This is a genomic window from Actinomadura atramentaria DSM 43919, assembly GCF_000381885.1.
Lineage (GTDB): Bacteria > Actinomycetota > Actinomycetes > Streptosporangiales > Streptosporangiaceae > Spirillospora > Spirillospora atramentaria.
On the sequence record NZ_KB907212.1, the window covers coordinates 256,610 to 281,036 of the forward strand.

A 24,427-nucleotide genomic window follows, 5' to 3' on the forward strand; every position below is an offset into this window, starting at 1 on the left:
GCGGGGTCGGTCAGCGCGGGGTGGGGGACGTTCCCGGGGTCGAGTCCGCCGGTTCCGGGGCGCGGGCGGTAGTCGTCAGGGGCACCGTCACCGCGATGCGGAAGCCGCCCTCGGGGCGTACGCCCGAGACGACGGTGCCGCCCGCCTCGGCGACGCGCTCGGCGAGCCCCGTCAGACCGTTCCCCGGCGCGGGGTCCGCGGCGGCGCGGCCGTCGTCCTCGACGGTCAGCGTCGCGTTCCGGTCGTCGCAGGCCACGGTGATCGCGCAGCGCGCGGCGCCCGAGTGCCGGGCGACGTTCGTCACCGCCTCGCGGAGCGCCCAGCCGAGCAGCGCGCCGACGGCGGGCCGCGGCAGCGCGGCGGGCGTGCGGACGGTCAGCGCGATCCCGGCGGCGTCGAGGACCGCCCGCGCCGAGCCGATCTCGTCGGTGAGGCACCGGGCGCGGTAGCCGGAGATCGTGCCCCGCACGTCCGCGAGGGCCTGCCGCGCGACGGACCGGATCTCGTCCACCTCGGTGCGGGTCCGCGCCGGGTCGCGCTGCGCCAGCTCGCTCTTCAGCACGATGAGCGACAGGCTCTGCCCGAGCAGGTCGTGCAGGTCGCGGGCGATCCGGAGCCGTTCGTCGGCGGCGGCGAGGCGCGCGACCTCGCCGCGGGCCTCCTGCAGCTCGTGGACGAGCGTCCGGGAGTGCCGGAACGCGCCCATCAGCAGTCCGAGGGAGATCGTCGTCCCGCCGGTGATGGCGGTGGCGGCCGTCCCGGCCCCGAGCGCCTCGCACTGGACGGCGCACAGTGCGGCGGCGGCGACCGGCCCGACGGCCGCGACGCGCTGCGGAAGCGTGATGACCGAACTCAGCGACAGGTAGACCGGCAGGCCGAGCCACGACGTGCCGAACGCGAACGGCAGGACGGCCGTCAGCGCGGCCATGCCGCCGAACAGCGTCCAGGTGACCGGCGATACGGGGTCCAGCCAGCTCCGGTGGCTTACCACCGTGCCTAGGTAGAACGCGGCGAAGGCGGCGAGTGCGACGAACCCGGCCGCGCGCCGCCCGGCCGTCTCGTGCGCCACGTCGACCCCGACGGGGATGAGGTACAGCAGCCCGACGGACGACCAGAGCGTCCGCCGGGCGCGCGCGGGGGAGCCGGGGATGCCGAAAAAGAGGGAGCTGGTCGGTTTCATCTGGCCCACACCGTAACCCGCCCGTCGCACCGGGGAACAGCCGTTCGACGTGCGACCGGGCGGACATGACCATACGGTCATGACTTTCTGTCAGCCGTCCGGTGGTGTCCGCCTGGCCCTAGCCCCCCGCTGCTTTACATGTTACGAAGGAATGTAAAGCGGTGGGCGACGAAGCCCTCCACCCCCGAGGAGGCGTCCGCAATGACTTCCTACGACTTCTACTCGACCCCCGTTCCGCGCGAGACCTGGGACGTCCCCATGTCCGGCGACGCCCGCTTCACCTGGGAGTACGACGACGGCCGCGACCGGCTGCTGAACCTGTACCAGAAGGGCAAGGACAAGCAGTGGGACGCGCAGAAGCGCATCGACTGGGACCTGGAGGTCGACCCGCTCAACGTCGCCGGGCTCCCCGAGGAGTTCAACCCGCTGCACGGGTCCGACATCTGGAACAAGATGTCGCAGAAGGAACGGGACGAGTTCGGCCGCCACCAGGGCTCCTGGCTGTTCAGCCAGTTCCTCCACGGCGAGCAGGGCGCGCTCAACGTGTCGGCGCGCATCGTACAGTCGGTCCCCGACCTGGACTCGAAGTTCTACGCGGCCACCCAGACGATGGACGAGGCCCGCCACGTCGAGCTCTACGCCAAGTTCGTGCAGGAAAAGATCGGGATGTACTACCCGATCAACCAGGACCTCGCGCGGCTGCTCGCCGAGTCGCTGGAGGACAGCCGCTGGGACCTGCCCTACCTCGGCATGCAGGTGCTCATCGAGGGGCTGGCGCTCGCCGCGTTCGGCCTCTACCGCGACATCGCCACCAACCCGCTCGTCAAGCAGCTCCTGGCGTACGTCATGCAGGACGAGGCGCGGCACGTCGCGTTCGGCCGCCTCGCCCTCAAGGACTACTACGCCGAGCTGACCGAGAAGGAGCGCGCCGAGCGCGAGGAGTTCGTCGTCGAGGGCTGCTACCTCATGCGCGACCGCTTCAAGGCGCGCGAGGTGTTCGAGCAGCTCGAGATGCCGGTGGACCGCTGCATGGAGTACGTCGACCAGTCGCCGATGTACTCGCTGTACCAGTCGCTGCTGTTCAGCCGCATCGTCCCGTGCGTGAAGGACATCGGGCTGTGGGGCGACAAGGTGCAGGCCGCGTACACCGACATGGGCGTCCTCGACAACGCCAAGGCGGACCTGGAGGCGCTGATGCGCCAGGACGAGGAGATCGCGGAGAAGGTCGACGAGGAGCGCTACGCGCGCGAACTCGCCGCCCGGCGGGACGAGGTGGACGAGGCCATCACGCTCGGCGCGGCCGAGTAGGCGACCGGTCGGCGGGGCCGGTCCGGCCCCGCCGCCATTCCCGTGATCTTCCAGAGATAACGATCTTGAAATTGGTAACGGCCGGGTACTGATCCACTCCGGTGCGCTGAAATATCTGGTGACAAACCCCACAAACAGCGCCCGTCTGGTTGCATCATCGAAATTCCCTCCTACGGTCGAGGACTTGTGTGCGGTTCCCGCGAGTACGCGGGCGGCCGCACCGACCGGACGCCGGCCCGCGACGACGCGGGCGAGCGCCCCTCGGGGGCTGACAAAGGCGGGCGCCCACGGGGTCGTTTACCCCGGTGGGCCGGCCCGCGCGGTGGCGGCGCGCCAGGACGCGCCCTGGACCGACGACGGTCCTGCCGCGATCGAACACGGCGGAGAGCAACGCACGCGCTGACGCGTGCGCCGCCGGGCGTCCGGGGACCTGTCCCCGACCAAAGGAACCTTTCGTGGGTAAACCGGGCCGACATCGCCCTCGTCTTCGACTGCGCACGCTTCTCATCGCCTCCGGGGCCGCCGTCGCGGTGCTCGCGCTCGGCGCGTGGAAGCTGGTCTCGGCGGGGGAGCCCGCTCCGGCGCCCGCCGCCGCGGCGCTCGCCGACGCCCCGCGCGCGGCGTCGCCGACTCCCCCCGCCACCGCGCAGAGCCCGTCGCCCTCGGCGCCGCCGTCCAAGCGGCCGTCGCCGAAGCCCGACGACACGCGGCCGGCGAAGCCCAAGCCGAAGCCGCCCGTCAAGCCGAAGAAGCCGAAGAAGGTGAAGACGCTCGGCGGCGGGAGCTGCGAGGCGTCGTTCTACGGCGAGGGCCAGACGACCGCCAGCGGCGAGGCGTTCGACCCCGGCGCGCTGACGGCGGCGCACAAGACGCTGCCGATGGGGTCGAAGGTGCGGGTGACGAACAAGAACAACGGCAGGACCGTCGTCGTCCGCATCAACGACCGCGGGCCGTTCGTGGCGGGCCGCTGCCTCGACCTGTCGACCGCCGCGATGGCGAAGGTCGGCGGGACGGGCGCCGGGGTGATCCCGGTCCGCTACGAGGTGCTGTCGCGCGGCTGACGGCCGGGCGCGGCCAGCGCCTCCTGCGGCACGGCCCCGCGTTCCGTCGCGTGCGGCGGACGCGGGGCCGTCACCTCGGCGAACCGCTCGCGGAACCAGTCGGTGAGGACGCCGTCCACCCGGACGGCCTCGGTGATCGGCGGCCGCGGCTCGACGCCGGGCTCGGCCGCCAGCGCGTGCTCCATCCGGAACGTCGCGGCCTCCACGCCGGACGCGCCGGTGCGCAGCAGCAGGTCGCGGAGGTTGGTGATCTCGGCGGGCGGGACCACGCGGTCCCGGGAGCCGCCGACGATCAGCAGCGGCACGTCGCGGGCGGCGACGTCGCGCGCGCGGGAGCCGAGGTCGAGCCGGTCCGCGACGGCCTCGGCCGGTTCCGACCAGGCGCGCCGCCGCGCCGACCGGTTCTCCAGCGCCCGCGCCGCCCGGCGCGGCGAGACGATCGGGGCGACGACCGCCGCCGCGCTCACCGGGACGGTCCCCGTCGCGACGGCGAGCAGTGCGGCCGCGCCGCCCGCCGAGAACCCGGCGAGCCCGACCGGTCCGTCCGGGACGTCCAACTGCGCGCGGAGGTCCGCCAGGACGTCCGGCAGCCGCTCGACCGCGCCCTCCACGGCCGCCCCGTACGCCTCGACGGCGGCCGACTCCAGGAACGACCCCGACCCCAGACCTTCCGGCGGCGGGCCGTCGCCGGGCGGCAGTTCGAGGTACACCCGCCAGGTCGGCACGCCCGTCAGCGGCAGCGCCATCGCCAGCGCCTCCGCCGAGCGCGGCGGGTCGAAGCCCGGCCACAGGGCGATGAGGCGGGTCGGCCCGGCCGGGCGCGCGTCGACGGCGGTCGGCGGCAGGGCCAGGTAGGCGACGCCCGCCGCGGTGCCGTGCCGGGGCGTCCCCTGGGCGGGGTCGCTGTCAGTCGAAATAGGACGGTCTCCGCTCATGGACTGCGTCAGCTCCTGAAGCCGGGGCGGCGCCGGATCTCCCGGCCTCATCGTTCCAGCGGACGCGCGGGAAGGCGCCGCGAACCTCCGCAGCGGGACGGCGGAGTCAGGAAAGCGTCACCCTTGGTAACACGAACGGATCTTCGGCGTCGGCGTTATCGCGGAAGTGTCAGAAAGACCTCACTCGGGGCGGCGCGATAAATGGAACAAACCGGTGTTTTTCGGCGTCATAGGTAGTCGTGGGCGCCGCGGGGGCGCGCCCGTCAACCTCGGAGAGGGAGGGCCGGTGGACAGGAAGCGCGGTGCCGCCGCCGCTGGGCAGGCGTGGCAGCTCTACAGCGAGACCCTGCAGTCCGACGCACCCGGATTCTGGGAGCGGCTGCGCGCCGTACCCCGGATGCTGAAGGCCGTCCTCAAGGGCGAGTACAAGGGCATGTCGGTCGGCACGCTCGGGTTGCTCGCGCTCGGACTCGTCTACATCGTGTGGCCGCTCGACGCGATCCCCGAACTGCTGCCCGTCGTCGGCCTGGTCGACGACGCCGGGGTCGCGATCTGGCTGGCGACCGTGCTCCTGCGCGCGTCGGGGGACTTCGTGCGCTGGGAGCGCGGCGGACGGCCGCGCGCCGTGGCGGGCGACATCATCGACTGATTTCTTCGCGCGAGAGCCCTCCCGAGGTTTCGGGAGGGCTCTTTCGCTCTCGACTCAGCGGCCGGGGGACAGTTCTTTCGCGAAACGTCCGGCGATGTCGCGCATGACCGGGACGACGGTGCTCACCGCGTCCCGCGTCATCCGGACGGACGGGCCCGAGACCGAGAGCGCGGTCGGGGCCGGCGCGCCCGCCAGCGGCACCGCGACGCACCGGACGCCGATCTCCTGCTCCTCGTCGTCCACCGCGTAGCCCTGCTCGCGGATGCGGATCAGCTCGGCGACGAGCGCGTCGGGGTCGGTCAGCGTGCGCGGCGTGTTGGCGGGCATGCCGGTCCTGCCCAGGACCTCCCGGACGCGCTGCTCGGGGAGCTGCGCGAGCAGCGCCTTGCCGACGCCCGTGCAGTGCGGCTTCACGCGCCGCCCGACCTCGGTGAACATGCGCATCGAGTGGCGGGACGGGACCTGCGCGACGTAGACGACCTCGTCGCCCTCCAGCACCGCCATGTTCGCGGTCTCGCCGACCTCGTCCACCAGCCGCTCCAGGGCGGGCCGCGCCCACGAGCCGAGCAGGCGGCCCGCGCCGTCGCCCAGCCGGATCAGCCGCGGGCCGAGCGCGTACCGCTTCGACGGCTCCTGGCGGACGTAGCCCAGGTTCACCAGCGTGCGCATCAGCCGGTAGATCGTGGGCATCGGGAGGCCGGACGCCTCCGTCAGCTCCGACAGCGCCATCTCGCCCCCCGCGTCCGCGAGGTGCTCCAACAGCTCGAAGGCGCGTTCCAACGACCGTACGGCTTCCGCCACCGGTGGCTCCTCTCTCGCGACGCCGCCGATTCTACGGAGAACTGATTTCACTGTGCGAAATGGGAGCTGAGGGTTACCGGTCCGGCTCGATCGGTAATAACCAGGACCGCGCGGGTGTCGTCGCATCGGCGCACCGGATCGACCGCAGAACGGGCTAAAGGGGGCAGATCGTGGCGGACTCCGGCTGGGTCGCGGTGGCGGCGCTCACGGGCGCCGCGGTGCTGGCCCTCCCGGCGGCTCCGGCGGGGGCCGTCGCGCCGCAGCCCGCCGCCCGGCCCCGCCTCGGCGCGGCGGCCGTCTCGACGGACGCGCCGTGGTCGGCCGCGCTGCGCGGGACGGGCTTGTCCGCATCCCGAACCGCCTGCGCGGCGCGGCGGTCTCCGGCCGATGGTCGTCCGGCTGTTTCCGGGCCGGGCCGGACCCGGCCGTCCGCACCGTCCCTCGGGGCGCATTCCGTCCGACCGTCCGCGCCTTCCCTTGGGGCGCATTCCGTTCGGCCGTCCGGGGTTCCGTCCGTGTCACAGCACGGGGTTTCGTGCGGGTCGCCGTCCGTGGTTCCGTCCACACCTCCGTCCGCGTCGCAGCACGGGGTTTCGTGTGGGCCGCCGTCCGGGTCGCCGCCTGCGGGGCGGGACGGACGTCCGTGCGAGGACGCGTCACCGGCCGGGTCTGACGAGCAGGCGGACGCGCTACCGGCCCGCCCCGAAGCCAGCCCCCGGCCCGACGACACAGAGCCGCACCTGCATCCGACCCGCTCGGCCGCGCCGCACGGGAAGGCGACGCGGCCCGGAACTCCAGGACGTCCGAGCTTCGCGCGGCCTAGCAAGACCGGTGGAACGGCTGGGCCTTCGGCATCGCCCGCGCGGCCCGGTGATCCGTCGCTGGTCCCTGGCCGCGCTGACGGTCCGTCCGCGCCACGGCCCGCCGCGAGTGGAGCTTCCGGCGCGGCGGTGCCCGCGCCGGGTGCGGCGGTGCGTCCCGCGCCGAGCGCGCCGGTATCTGCCGGTGTTGCGCCGCAGCCGTCAAAAGCGGGGGGCGGGGGCGCGTCCGGTAGCGCGGGGAACTCGGCCGAGCCGCCGCTGACCGGTGCCGGGCCGTCCGGTGATGGTTCGTCTGGTCGGCCGTCGTCCGTTGGCGGGTCGGTTCGTCCTTCTGGCCAGTCGCCTGCGGGAGCCGGTCCCGCTCGCCCGTCCGGTCAGCCGTCGTCGGGTGCTGATCCTCGGCCGTCTGGCGTTGAGCCGGTTCGTCCGTCTGGGCAGTCGCCCTCGGGCGCTGTTCGGCCGTCCGGTGGGGCGGCGTCCGGCGTTGGTTCTTCTCGTCCGCCTGGAAAGTCGTCGTCCGAGGGCGGTCCGGCCGTCGCGTCCGGGCCGTCGTCGTCCGGCGCCGGAGCGGATCGTCCGGCCGGGCGGCCGCCGGGTGGCGGGGCGAGCGGGCCTCGGGTGAGTGAAGGCGGGGGGAGCGGGCCGGTGCCGCCGGGGGACGCGGGCTCGCCGGGGGGCGCGGTCGTGCCGCCGCCCTCGTTGGCCGTGCCGCGTGGAGGCGTGCCGACGTTGCCGGCCGTGCCCGGACCGGGGGCGGCGCGGCCGCCGGTGACCGCGCCCGCGCCCAACGCCGCGGGGCACGGGCAGTTGACGCTCGTCTCGCCCGCGGGGGCCGGGGACGACGACGGACGGCTGTGGATCATCGTCCTCGCCCTGGTCGTCATCGCGGAGGCGGCGGCGCTGTGGATCGCCTCGTGCGTCGGCGTCTGGCGCCGCCGCAGGGCGCTGCGCGCGCAGGAGTGACCGCCGCGTGAACGGCTTCTCACTTGTCACCGCCGTGACAAACGCGTCTTCGGCGAATGTGGCCCGCAGCTAATATCGCGCCGCGTTTACCTTCGGGTAGCTTCACCATGCACGATCCTGCCGGTCGCCGTGGCGAGCGTCCGCCCGCCCGGCGTCGCCGCCGCACATCCGCCGATGGAGCGCGTCCCGCGCCCTCCGGCCCATCCCCCGGGAGTTTGATCAATGGCACTGGGTTCGCTGCTTCCCGAACTCCGGCCCGGCGGTTCCGGGCGCACGCCGCTCATCGAGCGCGTCGCCCGCTGGGCCGAGGAGAAGCCGGACGCCCCCGCCTTCACCTTCGTCGACTACTCCCTGGCCCCGTCGGGGGCGCACACCACGCTGACCTGGGCGGAGACGGACCGGCGGGCGCGCGCGACGGCGGTCCGGCTGCGCCAGGCCGCCGAGCCGGGGGAGCGCGCGGCGCTGCTGCTCCCGCAGACGCTCGAGTACATGATGACGATGCTCGGCGCGATGTACGCGCACATCGTCGCGGTGCCGCTGTTCTCGCCGGACCTGCCCGGCCACGCGGACCGGCTGATCGGCGCGTACGCCGACGCCGAACCGGCCGTGATCGTGACGACGCGCAACGCGCTGCCGCACGTCGAGAAGTTCCTCGCGGACCACGACGTCCCGCAGCCCCGCGAGATCATCTTCGCGGAGGAGGTGGACGCCGACCTCGCCGACTCCTGGCGGGACGAGCCGATCGGCTTCGACGACCTCGCGTACCTGCAGTACACGTCCGGTTCGACGCGCCGCCCCGCGGGCGTGGAGATCACGCACGGGAACGTCACCGCGAACGCCGCGCAGCTCTGGGCGGGCTGGGCACCGGAGCGGCCGGACCCCGAGCTGGTGAGCTGGCTGCCGCTGTTCCACGACATGGGCCTGATCGCGACGATGGCGCTGCCGCTGGTGAACGGCAACCACGCGATCTACACCGATCCCGTGTCGTTCATCATGAACCCGATGCGGTGGATGGAGCTGATCGCCAGCCGTCCCGGCCGGAACGTCTACACGGCGGGGCCGAACTTCGCGTTCGAGTACGTCGCGTCGATGGCCAAGCCCGCGAAGATCAAGGACCTTGACCTGGGCGGCCTCACGACGTGCCTGAACGGCGCGGAGCCGATCCGGCCGTCCACGCTGGAGGCGTTCGCGTCGGCGCTCGCGCCCGCCGGGCTGCGGCCGGGCGCACAGGCCCCCGGCTACGGGCTCGCCGAGGCGACGGTGTTCGTGTCGGCCGCCGCCGACGACGTCCCGCCCCGGGTGATCACGGTGGACCGCGACAAGCTCACGCAGGGCGTGCTGGTCGAGTCCCCGGCGGACGGCGACCGCACCACCGCGCTGGTGTCGTGCGGCCGTCCCTACGGGCAGCTCGTCGCGATCGTCGACCCGGAGACGCGCGTCGAGCGGCCGGACGGGACCGTCGGCGAGATCTGGGTCCACGGCCCGAACACCGCGCACGGCTACTGGCGCAACTCCGAGCGCAGCCAGGACACGTTCGGCGGCGAGCTCGCCGAACCGGGCGAGCTGCCCGCCGGGCCCTGGATGAAGACCGGCGACTACGGCGTCGTCCACGGCGGCGAGCTGTACGTGACGGGCCGCATCAAGGACCTGATCATCGTGGACGGCCGCAACCACTACCCGCAGGACATCGAGGTCACCACCCAGGAGGCGCACGACGCCGTCCGGCCCGACTTCGTGGCGGCGTTCGCGGTCCCGGGCGGGGAGACCGAGCGGCTCGTCGTCGTCGCGGAGCGGAACCGGCGCGTCCCGCTCGGCCGCCTCGACCTGGAGGAGGTCGAGTCGGCGGTGCGCGCCGCGATCAACGTCGAGCACGAGATGAGCGTCCACGAGTTCCTGCTGATCGAGCCGGGCGGGATCTCCCGCACCTCCAGCGGCAAGATCGCTCGGGCCGCGACGCGGCAGCGGTACCTTGACGGCGCGCTGCTGACGACGGCCGCGCGCATCGCCTCCCGCAAGTAACCGGCCGGCACCGGCCGGGAGGCCGCACCACACCAGGAGGATCATGCTTACGGGGCTGGGTCGGCTCCTTCACCGGCGGCGCTGGATCAGCCTCATCGTGATCCTGGTGGGGATCGGGGTCGCGGGGGCGTGGGGCCTCGGCGTCCTCGGGAAGTTCAAGGACGGCGGGTACGACGACCCCAACTCGTCGTCGTCGCTGGTCGCCAAGCTCGGCGCCACCTATTTCGGCAGCACCAACCCCGACATCCTGATCCTCTACAAGAGCGACACGCTCACGGTCGACGATCCGGCGTTCATGCGGTCCGTCATCACGACGATCGCGCGGCTGCCGAAGGACAAGGTCAAGTCCGAGCTGTCGTACTGGTCGCTGGACCACAAGAACGCGCAGAGCCTGGCGTCCAAGGACCGGCACTCCACGATCGTCTCGCTGATGATGGAGGGCAAGGACGACAAGGCCCGCGGCGAGAGCTACCTGTGGGTCAAGGACCGGCTCGCCGCGCCTGATCTGGAGACGCACCTCGGCGGCGCGTATCCGCTCGGCACCGAGTTCGGGCAGCAGGTCGTCTCCGACATCGTCCGCGCCGAGAAGATCACGCTGCTGCCGCTGTTCCTGCTGCTGGTGCTGCTGTTCGGCGCGCTCGGCGCGGCGTCGCTGCCGTTGTACGTGGCGCTGTTCTCCATCGCGGGCGGCTTCACGCTCCTGCACGTCATCTCGTTCGTGGCCGACGTGAACTCGATGGCGCTGGAAGTCGTGACGATGATGGGCGTCGGTCTCGCGATCGACTACTCGTTGTTCATCATCAGCCGATATCGCGAGGAGTACGCCAAGGGTTTGAGCGACCGCTCAATGCCCCTGGGCAAGCCCTGGAAACAGTTCTCCGACCGGTCCGAGCGGCGCGCCAAACGCAAGGCGTACAAGCGCCTCGCGAACCCGGTCGCGCAGGCCGCGCTCGGCCGCACGATGGCCACCGCGGGCCGGACGATCATGGTCTCGGGCATCACGGTGTCGGCGGCGCTCGCCGGACTGCTCGTCTTCCCGCAGATGTTCCTGCGGACGATCGGCATGGCGGGCATCGCGACCGTGCTCGTCGCCGTCTTCGGCGCGACGGTCTTCCTCCCGACGCTGATCGCCGTGTTCGGACGCGGCATCGAGTTCGGCCAGATGCCGTGGCGCCGCCGCCGCGTCGTGGAGGACCGGGACGAGCGCAAGTTCTGGTTCCGCTTGGGCCAGAACGTCATGAAGCACCCGCTGCCGTACTTCGCGATCGTCCTGGTAGTGCTCGGCGTCATGGCCGGGCCGTTCCTGAACATCCGCTTCGGAAACATCGACGTCCGGCAGCTCCCCGAGGGCAGCACGACGCGCTCGGTCGTCGAAACCGTCCAGAAGGAGTTCCCCAGCGGCTCGGCCGAGCCCATCGACGTGGTGGTCTCCGGCGACCTCATCCCCCGGAACTGGAAGCCGACGAAGGCCGGCGACGCGATCCCCAGCTACATCGAGGACTTCCGCGCCCGCCTGGACGGGCTCCCCGGCGTGAACGACGCGAAGCTCAGTGGCTACTCGTCCAACTACGGCGCGATCCGGATCTCCGTCTACACGAAGTACTCGCCGATGGACCAGCGCAACATCGACCTCGTGAAGACGATCCGGGGCCTGACGCTGACCAAGGACGGCTACCCGATGCACCTCGACGTCGGGGGCACCACCGCCATGCAGATCGACCAGATGGCGAGCCTGATGCGGAGCCTGCCGAAGATGGCGGCGGTCGTCGGCGGCGCGACGTTCCTGCTGCTGTTCATGTTCTTCGGGTCGATCCTGCTGCCGATCAAGGCGATCATCATGAACGTCCTGTCCATCGGGGCGTCGTTCGGCGTGATCGTCTGGGGGTTCCAGTACGGGCACCTCGCCGGAATCCTGCACTTCACAGTGACCGACAGCGTCGAGGCCACGAGCATGATCCTCATCCTCGCCGTGGTCTTCGGGCTGTCGATGGACTACGAGGTCTTCCTGCTCAGCCGAATTCGCGAGGAATGGGACCACACGCACGACAACCGGCTCGCCGTCGCGCGGGGCATGCAGTACACCGGTGGGATCATCAGCAGCGCGGCGGCGCTGTTCCTCGTCGTCATCGCGGCGTTCAGCCTCGCGGGGATCACCGTGGTGAAGCTGATCGGCGTCGGCATGTTCGTCGCGGTCGTCGTGGACGCCGCGCTGGTGCGCGCGCTGCTCGTCCCGGCGACGATGCGGTTCCTCGGCGCGGCGAACTGGTGGCTGCCGCGTTTCCTCGCCGGGCTGCACTCGATGGTCGACCTGCGGGAGGTCAGCGACGCGGGCGGCGCCGGGCCCGCCGCGCCGCCGCCGCTCCCGGCGGACCAGCCGTTCCCGTACGCGGTCCAGTGGCACGGGGCGGACGAGCCGCCGCGCCGCCCGGTGTTCGCGGCGGCGCCCGTGTCGGACGCCGCGGCCGGTGCCGGACGGGACGAGCCCGTCCCCGACGCCTCCCCGAGCGAGACCGCGCCGGTGGAACTCTCCTGGGCCCCCGCCCCGAGACCCGCCGCCGCCCGCACCGACAACACACCCGCAACTGCTGACGGGGTGCCGTTCGGTGGCGCGGCCACCGGTGGAATCCCCGCCGACGACGCGAGCACTGATGGCGCGCCCGCCGGTTGGGCGCGTACGGACGCCGCGTCCACCGGTGGCGCGGGTACCGATGGAATGCCCGCTGGCGGTACGGGCGCCGATGGGATGCCCGCTGGCGGTACGGGTATCGGTGGGACGCCCGCTGGCGGCGCGGTTGCCGATGATGTTCCCCCCGTTGGGGCACGTACCGACGCCGCGCCCGTAGGCGGCGGCATGCGCGCTGACGCGCTCGTCCCGGACGGCGCGGACCCGGCGCGCGCGGGCCGTGCCGAGTCCGGCCGCGCTGACGCGCCCGGACTGCGCTTCGGCGGGGAGCCGGGCGCACCCGCCGGAGACCTTCCGAGCGACATCGGCGGCTACCGGATGCGCCCCCAGCCCGGCCGCACGGCCGCCCCGCGCGGCGCGCGCCCCAGCGGGCCCGGCGGCGACGACGGCCCGTGGCGTCCGTGGCGGGAAGGCCAGCCGCAACCGCCGAGCCGCCCCCAGAACGGCGTGCGCCGCGAGATCATGCCGAACCCGGACGGCGTCGGCTGGACCTGGCGCACCGTCGAGGACGACGACACCTGACCCGCGCCCACGCCGGTCAGCGGCCCGGACCTCAACCCGCCGGACACCGCGCGCCCACCCGCTCGGGCCGACGCCGGACAGCGCGCTCAACCACCCGGGCGGACGCCGGGCGAGCCCGCGCAGGCGACCGCTTCGCACCCGCGCGAACTACCACGCGGGGACCTGCCGCTGCACGTGAGCCCGGGCGCGGCCCGGCCCGCGCCCGCGCCGCTGACCGACCGGTTCGCGCCGATGGACGAACTGTCAGGACCGGGCGGTCACGCGTCGGCCAGGACCGCCAGGACCTGTTCGCCGTACTTGGCCAGTTTGTTCTCGCCGATCCCGCTGATCGCGCCCAGTTCGGCGAGCGACGACGGGCGGACGGTCGCGATCTCGCGGAGCGTCGCGTCGTGGAAGATCACGTACGCGGGCACGCCCTGCTCCTTGGCCGTCGCGCCGCGCCAGGCGCGCAGCAGCTCGAAGACCGGCGCGAGTTCGGCGGGCAGCTCGACGGGAGCGCGGCGCTCCTTCGCCGACGACCGGGCGGGCGCGGCGCGCTCCGGCTGGCGGCGCAGCATGACCTTCCGGTCGCCGCGCAGCACCTCGGCGCTCGCGGGCGTGAGGACGAGCGACCCGTAGGTGCTCTCCACCGTCGCCAGCCCCTGCGCGAGGAGCTGCCGGACGACGGCGCGCCACTCGGCCTCCCGCAGCTCCGACCCGATGCCGAACACGCTGAGCGACTCGTGGTCGAACTGGACGACCTTGGCGTTCTTCTTGCCGAGCAGGATGTCCACGATGTGGCCCGCGCCGAACTTCTGCCGCCGCTCCCGGTCGAGCCGGACGATCGTGGACAGCACCTTCTGCGCGGGCACGGTCCCGTCCCAGGTCTCGGGCGGGTTCAGGCACGTGTCGCAGTTCCCGCACCGCTCCGCCGCCGACTGCCCGAAGTAGTTCAGCAGTTGCGACCGGCGGCACTCGACCGTCTCGCACAGCGCGAGCATCGCGTCGAGGTGGCGGCCGAGCCGCCGCCGGTGCTCGGCGTCTCCCTCGGAGGAGTCGATCATCTTGCGGAGGTTGACGACGTCGTTCAGCCCGTACGCGAGCCACGCCGTGGACGGCAGGCCGTCGCGCCCGGCGCGGCCCGTCTCCTGGTAGTAGCCCTCGACGGACTTCGGCAGGTCGAGGTGCGCGACGAAACGGACGTCCGGTTTGTCGATGCCCATGCCGAACGCGATCGTCGCGACGACGACCAGCCCGTCCTCCCGCAGGAACCGCGACTGGTGCGCCGCGCGGGCCTGCGGGTCCAGCCCCGCGTGGTACGGGACGGCCTCGACGCCGTTCTCGGTGAGGAACGCGGCGTACTTCTCGGTGGAGCTGCGCGACAGGCAGTACACGATGCCCGCGTCGCCCGCGTGCTCCTCGCGCAGGAACCGCAGCAACTGGCGCTTGGCGTCGGTCTTCGGCTCGATGCGGTACTGGATGTTGGGCCGGTCGAAGCTCGCGACGAACCGGCGCGCGCCGCCCAGGTTGAGCCGGGTGGCGATCTCCTCGCGAGTGGCCTCGGTCGCGGTCGCGGTGAGCGCGATGCGCGGCACGTCCGGCCAGCGTTCGTGCAGGCCGGACAGCGTGAGGTAGTCGGGCCGGAAGTCGTGCCCCCACTGCGCGACGCAGTGCGCCTCGTCGATCGCGAACAGCGCGACCTTGCCGCGGTCGAGCAGGTCGACGGTGGCGGCGACGCGCAGCCGCTCCGGCGCGAGGTAGAGCAGGTCCAGCTCGCCGGCCAGGAACTCGGCCTCGACCAGGCGGCGCTCGTCGAGGTCCTGCGTGGAGTTGAGGAACCCGGCGCGGACGCCGAGGGCGCGCAGCGCGTCCACCTGGTCCTGCATGAGCGCGATCAGCGGCGAGACGACCACGCCCGTGCCCGGCCGGACGAGCGAGGGGATCTGGTAGCACAGCGACTTGCCGCCGCCGGTCGGCATCAGGACGAGCGCGTCGCCGCCCGCCACGACGTGCTCGATGATCTCCTGCTGCCCGTCGCGGAACGTCTCGTAGCCGAAGACGCGGCGCAGCGCGCGCAGCGCCTCGGTCTCGGTGGTCTCGGTGCCGGTGGGAGTGGGGGGCGCCATTCCCCCATCGTACGAGGCGGGTGCGACGGCGGGGACGGAACGCGTCAGGGGGACTCGCCCAGCTCCAGCACCAGGTCGTCGGTGATCTCCGCAAGGCTCCCCGCGACGACGTCCGCGCAGCACAGCGCGTCCTCGCCCGGCGGGAAGTGCGGCCGGGGGACGGCGATGAGCCGCATCCCGGCGGCGCGCGCCGCGCGCAGGCCGACCGCGGAGTCCTCGATCGCCAGGCACTCGGCCGGGTCCGCCGCCATCTGCGCGGCCACCGCCCGGTAGACGTCCGGCGCGGGCTTGCCGCGGTCGACCTCCTCGGTCGAGACGGTCGCGAGGAAGTGCCCGGCGATGCCGAGCTGCCCGAGGACCAGGTCGATCAGGGCGCGCGGCGACGAGCTGGCCAGCCCCAGCGGGTACCGCGCGGCGAGCCGCCGGACGGTCTCGACGGCGCCGGGCAGCAGCGGCACCGCGTCGGCGTACCGGACGGTCATCCGGTCGATGACCTGGTAGGCGACGTCCTCGACGCTCTCCCCGGGAACGAGCCGCCCCGCGAGGTACTCCGCCCACTCGTCGGTGCTCATGCCCATGAGGCGGCGCTGCGTGTCCGGCGGCCAGTCGCCGTTCCGGTCGATGACGTAGGAGCGCCGGACGTCCTCCCAGACGGGTTCGGAGTCGACGAGCACCCCGTCCATGTCGAAGATCACGGCTCGCACGGTCACCTTGTCCGCCTCCCCCCAACGGCCTCTTCCAGGATGGCCCCGGGGGCCATCTGGCGATGGCCTCGCGGCGGTCAAAATCTGGCATGCCGGTTCTCATCCGCCGTGATGAGCCGGACGTCGGGCAAATCGCATCGCAGGGGGATGCCCGCGGCCCGGCCGGGCCGGGATCATCGTGGGGTGCGGATACTAATCAAGATCGGAATCACGGCGGTCGCGCTGTGGGTGGCGACGCTCGTCGTCCACGGGATCGACGTCGGCGACGCCGCCGGCACCACCGGCCGCAAGGTCGCCACGCTCGTCGCGGTCGCGATCATCTTCGGGCTGGTCAACGCCCTCATCAAGCCCGTCGTCAAGACGATCGGCTGCGCCTTCTACGTCCTCACGCTCGGGTTGATCGGGCTCGTCGTCAACGGCCTGCTCCTGCTGCTCACCAGCGTGATCGCGGACCGGCTCGACCTGCCCTTCGAGGTCGACGGGTTCTGGGCCGCGTTCTGGGGCGCCATCGTCGTCGGCGTCGTCGGCTGGGTGCTGCACCTCCTCCTCGGGGACGACGACGACTGACTCCAGCAGGCCCCGCGCCGGGCGGCCGTGCCCCGCGTACGGCGCGGGGCGCTCGCCGTCCGACCCGACCAGCACCCAGCGGCGGGTGCGGACGGCCCCGATCAGGAACTCGGCGTCGGTGATCTCGCCCGCGCCCGCGACGACGAGCGTGTCGGCGTCGGGCGCGGCGCCGAGCGCGAGCGGCGAGCCGCAGACGACGGCGTCCTCGTCCGGCAGTTCCGCGAGCATCGCCTCGGGGGTCCGGGTCGTGTCTCCGGCGAGGAACCGCTCCAGCGTCTCGATGCGGCGCATCACCCGGGCCTGACGGGAGCCGAGCTCCGCCGGGTCCGGGACCTCGCCGCAGAACTCGCGGACCCGCTCGCGCGAGCGTTCCTCCGCCTGCCGCGCGCCCGCCAGCTCCGCCTCGTCGAGCGCGACGCGTTCCGCGACGGCGGCGCGCAGCCGGTCCAGGTCCTCGCGCGCGGACGTGACGTGCTCGGCCGCCGCGTCCGCCGCCGCGCGGGCCCGCGCCACCGCCTCGCCCGCCGCGTCCGCCGCCCGCGCCGCCGCCGCGGCCCGCTCTTCCAGCAGCAGCGCCTCCTGCTGCGCGTGCCGCGCGGCGGTGCTCGCCTGCGTCGCGCGGTCCACCGCCTCCCCGGCGCGGCGCGCCTCCGCGCGGTGCGCCGCGACGGCGTCCTCGCGTTCGGCGGCCAGCCGGGCGACCTCCTGGCCGAGCCGCACCTGCGCGTCCCGCGCGGCGACGAGGTGGTCGCCGCCCTCCACCAGGAACCGCTCCAGCCGCTCGCGGTGCGTCTGGGTGCGCTCGGCGGCGGACTTGATCTCGTTGGCGCGGCGGGCGGCCTCGTCGGCCTCCCGGGTCCGCCGGCGGACCTCTTCGCGCAGCCGCTTCAGCTCCGGCGGCGGCGCGGCGACGTGCAGCCGCTGCGAGAGCGACATCTTCTGCCGCAGCGCGCCCAGCGCCGACTCGGCCGACACCAGCCGGTAGTAGCTCGCGTGGCCCTCGGCGACGGCGTCGGAGTCCTCGGCGCGGAGGCGGTCGGCCTCGGCGGCGACCGCGGGCAGCTCGCCGCGCGCCCGGCCGAGATCGGCCGTCAGGCGCTCCTCCTGCTGCCGCGCGGCCTGGATCTCCGCGTTCGCGCGGGCGGTGCGCTCGTCGATCTCGACGCAGCGGTGGTAGGCGAGGTCCGCGACGCGGGTGCGCTCACGCGCCTCCTCGGCGGCCGTGTCGGCCTCGGCCTGCAGCCGGTCGGCCTCGGCGCGCGGCCCGGCGGCGGCCTCTTCGGCGGCGGCCTGCTCGGTGACGAGCCGTTCGTGCTCGGCCACCGGCGCCGGGACGGCCTCCGCCGCGCGCTCGGCCGCCGCGGTCAGCTCCGCGACGCGGCCGGACAGCGCGGCGATCTCGGCATCGGCCGCCGCGCTGCGGCTCTGCTGATCCTCTTCCAGCGCGCGGAGCGTGGCCGCGTCGCGCGGCCACTGCTCCAGCCACAGGAGCGCGCGGCGCAGGGTCTTCTCTTCCTGCTGCCACGCCCGCCGCCACGCACTCCCGACGGGCCGCGCGACGATGGCGCGCACCCAGGTTTCGGGGGCGGGTTCGGTGTTCTCGTCTGCGTCGGGTTCGCCGGAGGGGTTGGGGCGGTCGGCTACGCCCGACGCGTCGGCCGTGCCGGCCGTGTTGGTCGTGTCCGTCGCACCGGACGCGTCGGTCGTACAGGACGTGTCGGTTGCGCTGGATGCGTTGGTCGCACCGGGCACGCTGGACGTGTCGGTCGTGCCAGGCGCGCCGGTCGCGTCGGGCGCTCCGGGACCGACCGGCGGCGCGGCCGACGCGAAAGCGACATCACGCTCACGAAGCGGCCCGGTGCTCCTCCCGACCGACGACGATCGCCCCGCGCCAGGCCGCCCACCGGACCCGCTGCCCGCCGCGGGAACGCCACCCGACTCACTCGCCGACACCGAACCCGAGTGCGCATTGGTCTCGTAGCCGGTGGCCTGGCTTGAGCCCGATCCTGCACGTAGCTCTGTGCCCGCGCCCGTGTCGAGGTCCGCACCTGAACTCGCGCTTGCGTCCGCGCTCGCGTCCGCACTCGTGCTGGCGGCCGTGTCCACGCCTGCGCTCGTGCTCGCGCCCGCGTCCGCGCCCGCGTCCGCGCTCGGGTGTGCGCCCGCGCTCGCGCCCGTGCTGGTGTCCGAGCCCGTACCTACGCCTGCGCGTGCGCCTGCGTCCGCTCCCGCGCTCGCGTCTGCGCCTGAGACCACTCCTGCGCTCGCACCCGCGCTTGTGCCCAAGCCCGTACCTACGTTTGCACCTGCGGCTGCGTCCGCGTCCGCTCCTGCGCTCGCGCTCGCGTCCGTGCCCGTGCCCGTGCCCGCGCCTGCGCTCGTGCCTGCGCCCACGTTCGTGCCCGCGCCCGCGCCCGCGTCTGCGCCTGCGCCTGCGCCCGCGCTTGTTTCCAAGCCCGTGACCACGTTCGCGTCCGCTCCCGCGCTCGCGTCTGCGCCGGAACTCGCGCCTGGGGCCGTGCTTGTGAATGCGTTCGCGTCTGCGTCCCTACCCTCGTTCGCACTCGTGCTCGCGTTCGCGGCCGTGTCTTCGCTCGTGCCCGTGTCCGTGCTCGCGTCCGCTTCGGGGCTCGTGCCTGGGAGCGCGCTCGTGGTTGCGTCAGTGTTCGCGTTCGGCTCTGTTCGGGTGTTTTCTCGCGTGCTTGGAGTTGCGTTCGTGCTGGTGTCGGCTGGCGCGTTCGAGTTGGAGCCCGTGGCCGGGCGCGTGTTCGCGTTCGCGCGTGTCGCCGCGTCCGAGGTCGCGTCAACGCTCGTGTTCGTGCTCGCGTCAACGCTCGTGTCCGCGCGGTGCCGTTCGCCGGTGTTCGTGGTCGGGGCCACGGTTGCTCCCGCGTCTGGCGCGGTTCCTGGAACGGCGGGTTCTTGGCTCTCGTCGGCGTTCGCGGCGGCGTCCGGTGCGTCGTCCTCGGCGGTCGGCAGGGCGTAGGTGAGGTCGTCCAGGTCGTCGGGCAGGGGCTCGAAGGCCAGGGTCGCCGTCGAGCCCTCGGCGGGGTCGGGCGGTGTCGGGACGGCGAGTGTCGCGGCGGAGGCGTCCGTGTGCGGGACGGGCCGGTCGTCGGCGTCGTCGGGCGGCGGCACGGGAGCGTGCGTGCCGGAGAGCGGGAGGTCCGGAAGCGCTGGGAGCGCGCGGGTGCGGTCGTCCGAAGGCGCGGACTCGGGCAGGGCGTCGTCGGGGACGGGCGTCAGGGGATGCGTCGACTCTGACGGCGACTCGTCGAGCACCGGCCGCAGCGGCTGCGTCCCGCCGCCCTTCGGCTCCGGCTTCGGCAGCGTGAAGTCGGCGGTGCGCCCCGAGCCGGGACGCCGACCCGGAACGTCCCGCACGATCTGCAGGTCCTGCCGCGTCTCGGTGGAGGCGTCGGACCTCCGGGAGGCCGGGGCGGCGAACTCGACCGTCCCCCCGCCGGGCCGCCGTCCGCGCTCGGTGTCGGGAAGCTCCGGGTCCTCCGCGAGCCGCAGGACGAAGACGCGCGCGGCGTCGAGCGCCGCGACCAGCTCCGGCAGCCGGTGCCGGGGCGCCATGAGCAGGACCCGCCCGCCGCGTTCCAGCGCGGCGTCGACGGCGGCGCGCACCGCGTCCGCCTGGTCGCCGGTCCGGACGGCGTCGGCCGCCGAGCGGGCGAGGGCGGCGGCGAGCGCGTCGGCGTCGCCCGCGACGCGCCCGGCGCGGAACGCCTCCAGCGCCGCGCGGTGCGCCGCCCAGCCCGCCGTGCCGGGCGGCGCGTCCAGTCCGGCGAGCAGGGCGGCGAGCGGCTCGTACCCGTCGCGTGCGCGCAGTTCCTCGTTCACCCTCGCCATCCCGCTTTCCGTCCGGCTCGGGACCACTTTCTCCCCCGGCGTCCGTCTTCTAACGTCTCACATGAAGACGATCAATGCGGGTTCGCCGACAGCAGCTCCGCCAGCAGGTCGTCCAGCGTGACGATTCCGGCGAAGCGCCCGTCCGGGGTGTTCACCACCGCAAGCGGCGCACGGGCGCGCCGCATCCGCGATACCGCGTCCAGGACCGTCGTCGCGGGGGCCAGCTCCGGCGCGGGGTGCGCCAGCTCGGCCGCGGGCCGCGCGAGGGACGGTTCGGTGACGGCCGCGCGCACGTGGACGATCCCGGTCGGCCGCCCCGCGTCCGTCACGACGAGGCGGCTGTGCCCGCTCGCCGTCGAGACGCGCCGGATCTCCGCGACCGGCGCGGCGGCGTCGACCGTCGTCACGGACTCGGCCGGGATGACGAGCCGCCCCACGGTGCCCTCCCGCGCGGCGATGGCGCGGTCGATCAACTCGTGGTCGCGACGGCCGATCAGCCCGAGCCGCCGCGACTCGCCGACGAGGTGGCTGAGGCGCTGCGCGTCCGGGTGGTCGTCCAGTTCGTCGCGCGGCGCGATCCGGACGAGCCGCAGCAGCCCGTTCGTGAGGGCGTTCAGCGCGGCGAGCACCGGCCGGGACACCTTCGCGAACGCGCGGAACGGCAGCGCGAGGATCGTCGCGGACCGCTCGGGGTCGCCGATCGCCCACGACTTCGGCGCCATCTCGCCGACGACCATGTGCAGGAACGTGATGACGGCCAGCGCCACCGCGATGGCGATGACCTTCGTCGCGGACTCGGGGACGCCGACCGCGTGCAGCGGCGGCTCCAGCAGGTGCTCGAACGCCGGTTCGGTGACGATCGCCAGGCCCAGCGAGCACATGGTGATGCCGAACTGCGCCCCGGCGAGCATCAGCGACAGCTCGCGGGTGCCCGCGAGCGCCGCGGCGGCGGGACGGCTGCCGCCCTCGGCCGCGCGTTCGAGCTGGCCGCGGTTGGCGGCGACGAGCGCGAACTCGGCCGCGACGAAGAACCCGTTCCCGGCCAGCAGCAGGACGGTGACGAGCAGGGTGACGATCACGACGCGTCCTGCAGGGTGCGGAGCCGGACCTCGGCCGGGACGCGCCGCGCCACGGCGACGACCTCGATCTCGACGTCCCCGACCGTCACGCGGTCGCCGGCGGCGGGCAGCCGGCGCAGCTCGGCCATGACCAGCCCGCCGACGGTGTCGTAGGAGTCGCCCTCGGGCAGTTCCAGGTCGGTGAGCCGGGTGACCTCGTCGATGCGCAGGCCCGCGCTGACGAGCCACGCGCCGTCCGGGTCGGCGGCGGCGGGGCGCTGGTGGGCGTCGGTCTCGTCGGCGATCTCCCCGACGAGTTCCTCGGCGATGTCCTCGAACGTCAGGATTCCGGCGAGTCCGCCGTACTCGTCCACGACGCACGCGAACTCCTGGCCGGACTCGCGCATCCGCTCGATCACCCCGTACAGCGGTTGGCTGCCGGGGACGAGCAGCGCGGGCTCGGCGACGGCGCGCAGCGGCGTGGCCGGGTCGAGCGCGTCGTCGGCGACGGCGGGGACGCGGGCGACGCCGATGACGTCGTCCACCTCCTGCCCGTAGATCGGGTACGCGGTGTGCCCGGTCTCGCGAATCAGCGCGATCATGTCGGTGACGGTGGCGTCGCCGGGCAGGACGCTGACGCGGGGCCGCGGCACCATGACCTCGTCGGCGGTGCGCTCGCCGAACGACAGCGCGCGGTCGAGCAGCCCGGACAGGTCGTCGGGCAGGTGGCCGGAGTCGTGGGAGCGGCCGATGATGTCGGACAGCTCCTCGAGCGTCGCGCCGCTGTGCAGTTCCTCGACGGGCTCGACGCCGACGCTGCGCAGCAGCTTGGCCGCCGCCCGGTCGAACAGCCGGATGACGGGCCCGGCGACGGCGAGGTAGACGAGCGTCGAGCGGGCGAGCGCGCGGGCCAGCGCCTCGGCCTTGGCCAGCGCGAGGTTCTTGGGGAACAGCTCGCCGAGCAGCATCTGGATCAGCGTGGCGAGCACGAAGCCCGCGCCGAGCGCGACGGCGCCGGTGGCTCCGGCGGGCACGCCGCACAGGTCGAGCAGCGGCGAGATCAGCTCGGCGAGGGCGGGCTTGGCGATGAACCCGACGACCAGCGTCGTCATGGTGATGCCGAGCTGCGCGCCGGACAGCATGAAGGAGAGCCGGCCGATCACGGTGAGGGCGCGCCGCGCGGCGGCGTCGCCCTGCTCGGCGGCCTGGGAGAGGCGCGCCCGGTCGGCGGCGACGAAGGCGAATTCCTGCGCGACGAAATAGCCCGTCGCGGCGGTGAGCACGAGGACGGCGATGACGCCGAGGACCGCGGTCAGCATTGCGCACCGGGTCTATGACTGGGGTCCGGCACTGCGGACTCTCAACTCCCTTCCGATCGGGTTCCGCTTGTTGAACGCCACTTCATACCAAGACGTTCCCGAGCACAAGCGGCGGCGGGGTGACGTCGACCTCAGCGTCGACCGCCATGTGTGGATTAATACGTCTTGTGGCTGAAAGTGTCACCGCTCACACTGGTCGGTGAGCCCCGGCGCGGCCCACGCGCGCCGACCCGGCCGAACACCGCCAGCACCGACCACCGAACCGCGGGGCCGACGTGACGGAGAGCGGAAGCGGGGCCGCGCGCCGCGCGCGGACCCTGGAGCGCACGGAGGTCGACGCCGTCCTGCGCTCCCTCGGCTTGGAACGCGAGCGGATCGGCGCGGCGCTGCTCGACCTCGACTGCCACGACGGGTACCGGCTGCTCGACGGCGCGTCGCTGGCCGGGGAGACGTGGCGGCGCTGGGACGAGACCCAGCAGCGCGTCGCCCTGCTGTGGCGGCTGTTCGGCGAGTACCAGCGCGTCCTCGACGAGGCGGCCGCGCTGCGCGACCGCCGCTCCCGCCCGGACGCCGACGACCTGGCCGCGCTGACGCGGCTCCTCACCGGCGACGTCGTCGCGATGCCCGGCGAGATCCCGCTGGAGAAGCGGACGCTGCTCGGGCCGCCCGTCGAACGCGTCACGCTCCGCGAGGCCGTCGACCGCATGTCGGCGGCGTTCGAGCGGGCCGCCGCCGTGGTCGCCGCCGCCGACGCGGCCTGGACGGCGCTGCTCGTGCCGCTGGAGGCGGCCGAGACCGCGTGGCAGGACACGGCGCGGCTCGCGCGGCGGCTCGACGGGGCGCGCCGCCCCGAACTCGACCGGCTCGGCCGGGAGCTGACCGCGCTCGGGCGCGTCATCCGCACCGACCCGCTCTCGCAGGTCGTCGCCGGGCGCGCGGAGACGACGCGGCTCGACACCCTCGCCGCCGAACTCACCCGGCTCGGCCGCGAACTGGCGGACGCCCTCGCGATCCGGGAGGGGTACGCCGAGCGGACCCGCGAACTCGCGGCCGGGATCGGCGCGGTCGCGGCGGCCGAGGAGGAGGCGCGGCGGGCGCACGCGACCGTCCTCATCAAGATCGAGGCGCCGGGCGTCCCGGACCTCGCGCCGTCCGCGCCCGCGCTCCGCGACCGCCTCGCCGCCCTCGACCGGCTCCGCGCCGGGCAGCGGTGGGCCGAGGCCGCCGCCCGCGCCGCCGACCTCGCGCGTGCCGCCAGTGCGGCGCGGAAGCGCGCGGACGCGCACCGGCGGCTCAGCACCGGGCTCCTCGACCGGCGCGCGGAACTGCGCGGCCGCCTCGGCGCCTACCAGGCGAAGGCCGCGCGGCTCGGGCTCGTCGAGGACGACCGGGTGGCGGCGCTGCACGCGCGGGCGCGTGACCTGTTGTGGACGGCGCCGTGCGATCTGCGGAAGGCGACCGTCGCGGTGGCGGAGTATCAGCGGGCGATCCAGTCGGCCGAACACGAGACGGGGACGCGGACATGAGCGCACGGGTCTGCCCGCAGCCGGGCTGCGACGGCGAGGTCGCCGAGGACGGCTTCTGCGACGTCTGCGGCCTGGAACCCCTACCCGACCCGGCGGCGACCTCGGGCAGCCCCCCGACGAACGGCAATCCCCCGCCGAACGGCAACGCCCCGACGAACGGCAGCCTCTCGGCGAACGGCGGCACGTCGAGCGGCGCGGCGTCCGGCGGCGCGGCGTCGGGCGGCGGATCAGGCGGCGATGTGTCAGGCGGTCCGACACCGGACGGCGCGACCGGCGGTGCGGCGCTCCCGACTGGTGCGGTACCGGGCGGCGCAGCGCGGGGCGCTGCAGCATCGGGTGGCCCAACGT

The 24,427-nt window shown here is 73.9% G+C and carries 15 protein-coding genes; 8 read left to right on the plus strand and 7 right to left on the minus strand.

All coding sequences use genetic code 11. From position 1 onward, the window contains the following. Positions 1 to 10: 10 nt before the first annotated feature. A complete protein-coding gene (locus G339_RS33710) occupies positions 11 to 1,180 on the minus strand; it encodes a sensor histidine kinase (protein ID WP_169514736.1) in 1,170 nt (389 codons plus the stop codon). Between the two features lie 201 nt (positions 1,181 to 1,381). On the opposite strand from G339_RS33710, the gene G339_RS0114610 reads away from it, so the two are divergent. Both G339_RS0114610 and G339_RS40855 read left to right on the plus strand, forming a co-directional pair. Then, positions 1,382 to 2,488: a ferritin-like domain-containing protein gene (locus tag G339_RS0114610; RefSeq protein WP_019631821.1), complete on the plus strand. Its 1,107-nt coding sequence runs from the start codon at positions 1,382 to 1,384 to the stop codon at positions 2,486 to 2,488. 455 nt (positions 2,489 to 2,943) lie between these two features. Beyond that, complete coding sequence (locus tag G339_RS40855; protein ID WP_026341446.1) at positions 2,944 to 3,549, plus strand: septal ring lytic transglycosylase RlpA family protein; 606 nt, start codon at positions 2,944 to 2,946, stop codon at positions 3,547 to 3,549. Here the strand turns inward: G339_RS40855 and G339_RS36675 are convergent. Beyond that, positions 3,525 to 4,484 (minus strand): prolyl oligopeptidase family serine peptidase, encoded by a 960-nt coding sequence (locus tag G339_RS36675; RefSeq protein ID WP_019631823.1) that lies wholly within the window; start codon positions 4,482 to 4,484, stop codon positions 3,525 to 3,527. The genes G339_RS40855 and G339_RS36675 overlap by 25 nt on opposite strands. 286 nt (positions 4,485 to 4,770) lie before the next feature. On the opposite strand from G339_RS36675, the gene G339_RS0114625 reads away from it, so the two are divergent. After that, positions 4,771 to 5,133 carry a YkvA family protein gene (locus G339_RS0114625; protein WP_019631824.1) on the plus strand — a complete coding sequence of 121 codons (363 nt, stop codon included), beginning with the start codon at positions 4,771 to 4,773 and terminating at the stop codon, positions 5,131 to 5,133. 54 nt (positions 5,134 to 5,187) lie between these two features. Here G339_RS0114625 and G339_RS0114630 read toward each other — a convergent pair whose 3' ends face one another. Beyond that, a complete protein-coding gene (locus G339_RS0114630; protein ID WP_026341447.1) occupies positions 5,188 to 5,934 on the minus strand; it encodes an IclR family transcriptional regulator in 747 nt (248 codons plus the stop codon). Between the two features lie 1,559 nt (positions 5,935 to 7,493). Here G339_RS0114630 and G339_RS0114635 point away from each other — a divergent pair. The 3 genes from G339_RS0114635 to G339_RS0114645 all read left to right on the plus strand — a co-directional run bounded on the left by G339_RS0114635 (position 7,494) and on the right by G339_RS0114645 (position 12,942). Further along, on the plus strand, positions 7,494 to 7,718 hold the full coding sequence (locus G339_RS0114635; protein WP_157407669.1) for a hypothetical protein: 225 nt from the start codon (positions 7,494 to 7,496) through the stop codon (positions 7,716 to 7,718). A gap of 222 nt (positions 7,719 to 7,940) precedes the next feature. After that, entirely contained in the window at positions 7,941 to 9,737 is a 1,797-nt protein-coding gene (locus tag G339_RS0114640; RefSeq protein WP_019631827.1) for a fatty acyl-AMP ligase, read from the plus strand. A gap of 43 nt (positions 9,738 to 9,780) precedes the next feature. Then, positions 9,781 to 12,942, plus strand: coding sequence for an MMPL family transporter (locus G339_RS0114645; RefSeq protein WP_019631828.1), 3,162 nt, complete (start codon positions 9,781 to 9,783; stop codon positions 12,940 to 12,942). A gap of 257 nt (positions 12,943 to 13,199) precedes the next feature. Here the strand turns inward: G339_RS0114645 and recQ are convergent, their stop codons facing one another. Together recQ and G339_RS0114655 are read right to left on the minus strand one after the other, a co-directional pair. After that, the gene (gene recQ / locus G339_RS0114650; protein ID WP_019631829.1) at positions 13,200 to 15,047 is read right to left on the minus strand and encodes a DNA helicase RecQ; all 1,848 of its coding nucleotides are present in this window, start codon (positions 15,045 to 15,047) and stop codon (positions 13,200 to 13,202) included. A gap of 44 nt (positions 15,048 to 15,091) precedes the next feature. Continuing rightward, positions 15,092 to 15,757, minus strand: coding sequence for an HAD family hydrolase (locus G339_RS0114655; RefSeq protein WP_026341448.1), 666 nt, complete (start codon positions 15,755 to 15,757; stop codon positions 15,092 to 15,094). 141 nt (positions 15,758 to 15,898) lie between these two features. Between G339_RS0114655 and G339_RS37755 the strand changes: the two genes are divergently transcribed. Beyond that, on the plus strand, positions 15,899 to 16,318 hold the full coding sequence (locus G339_RS37755; RefSeq protein ID WP_084693260.1) for a phage holin family protein: 420 nt from the start codon (positions 15,899 to 15,901) through the stop codon (positions 16,316 to 16,318). A 3,929-nt stretch (positions 16,319 to 20,247) separates the two neighbouring features. Here G339_RS37755 and G339_RS0114665 read toward each other — a convergent pair. Together G339_RS0114665 and G339_RS0114670 are read right to left on the minus strand one after the other, a co-directional pair. After that, positions 20,248 to 21,255: a hemolysin family protein gene (locus G339_RS0114665; protein WP_019631833.1), complete on the minus strand. Its 1,008-nt coding sequence runs from the start codon at positions 21,253 to 21,255 to the stop codon at positions 20,248 to 20,250. Then, a complete protein-coding gene (locus G339_RS0114670) occupies positions 21,252 to 22,553 on the minus strand; it encodes a hemolysin family protein (RefSeq protein WP_019631834.1) in 1,302 nt (433 codons plus the stop codon). Before G339_RS0114670 ends, G339_RS0114665 begins: the two co-directional genes overlap by 4 nt. A 275-nt stretch (positions 22,554 to 22,828) precedes the next feature. Between G339_RS0114670 and G339_RS0114675 the strand changes: the two genes are divergently transcribed. Continuing rightward, positions 22,829 to 24,079, plus strand: coding sequence for a hypothetical protein (locus G339_RS0114675; RefSeq protein WP_019631835.1), 1,251 nt, complete (start codon positions 22,829 to 22,831; stop codon positions 24,077 to 24,079). The last annotated feature ends 348 nt before the right edge of the window (positions 24,080 to 24,427 follow it).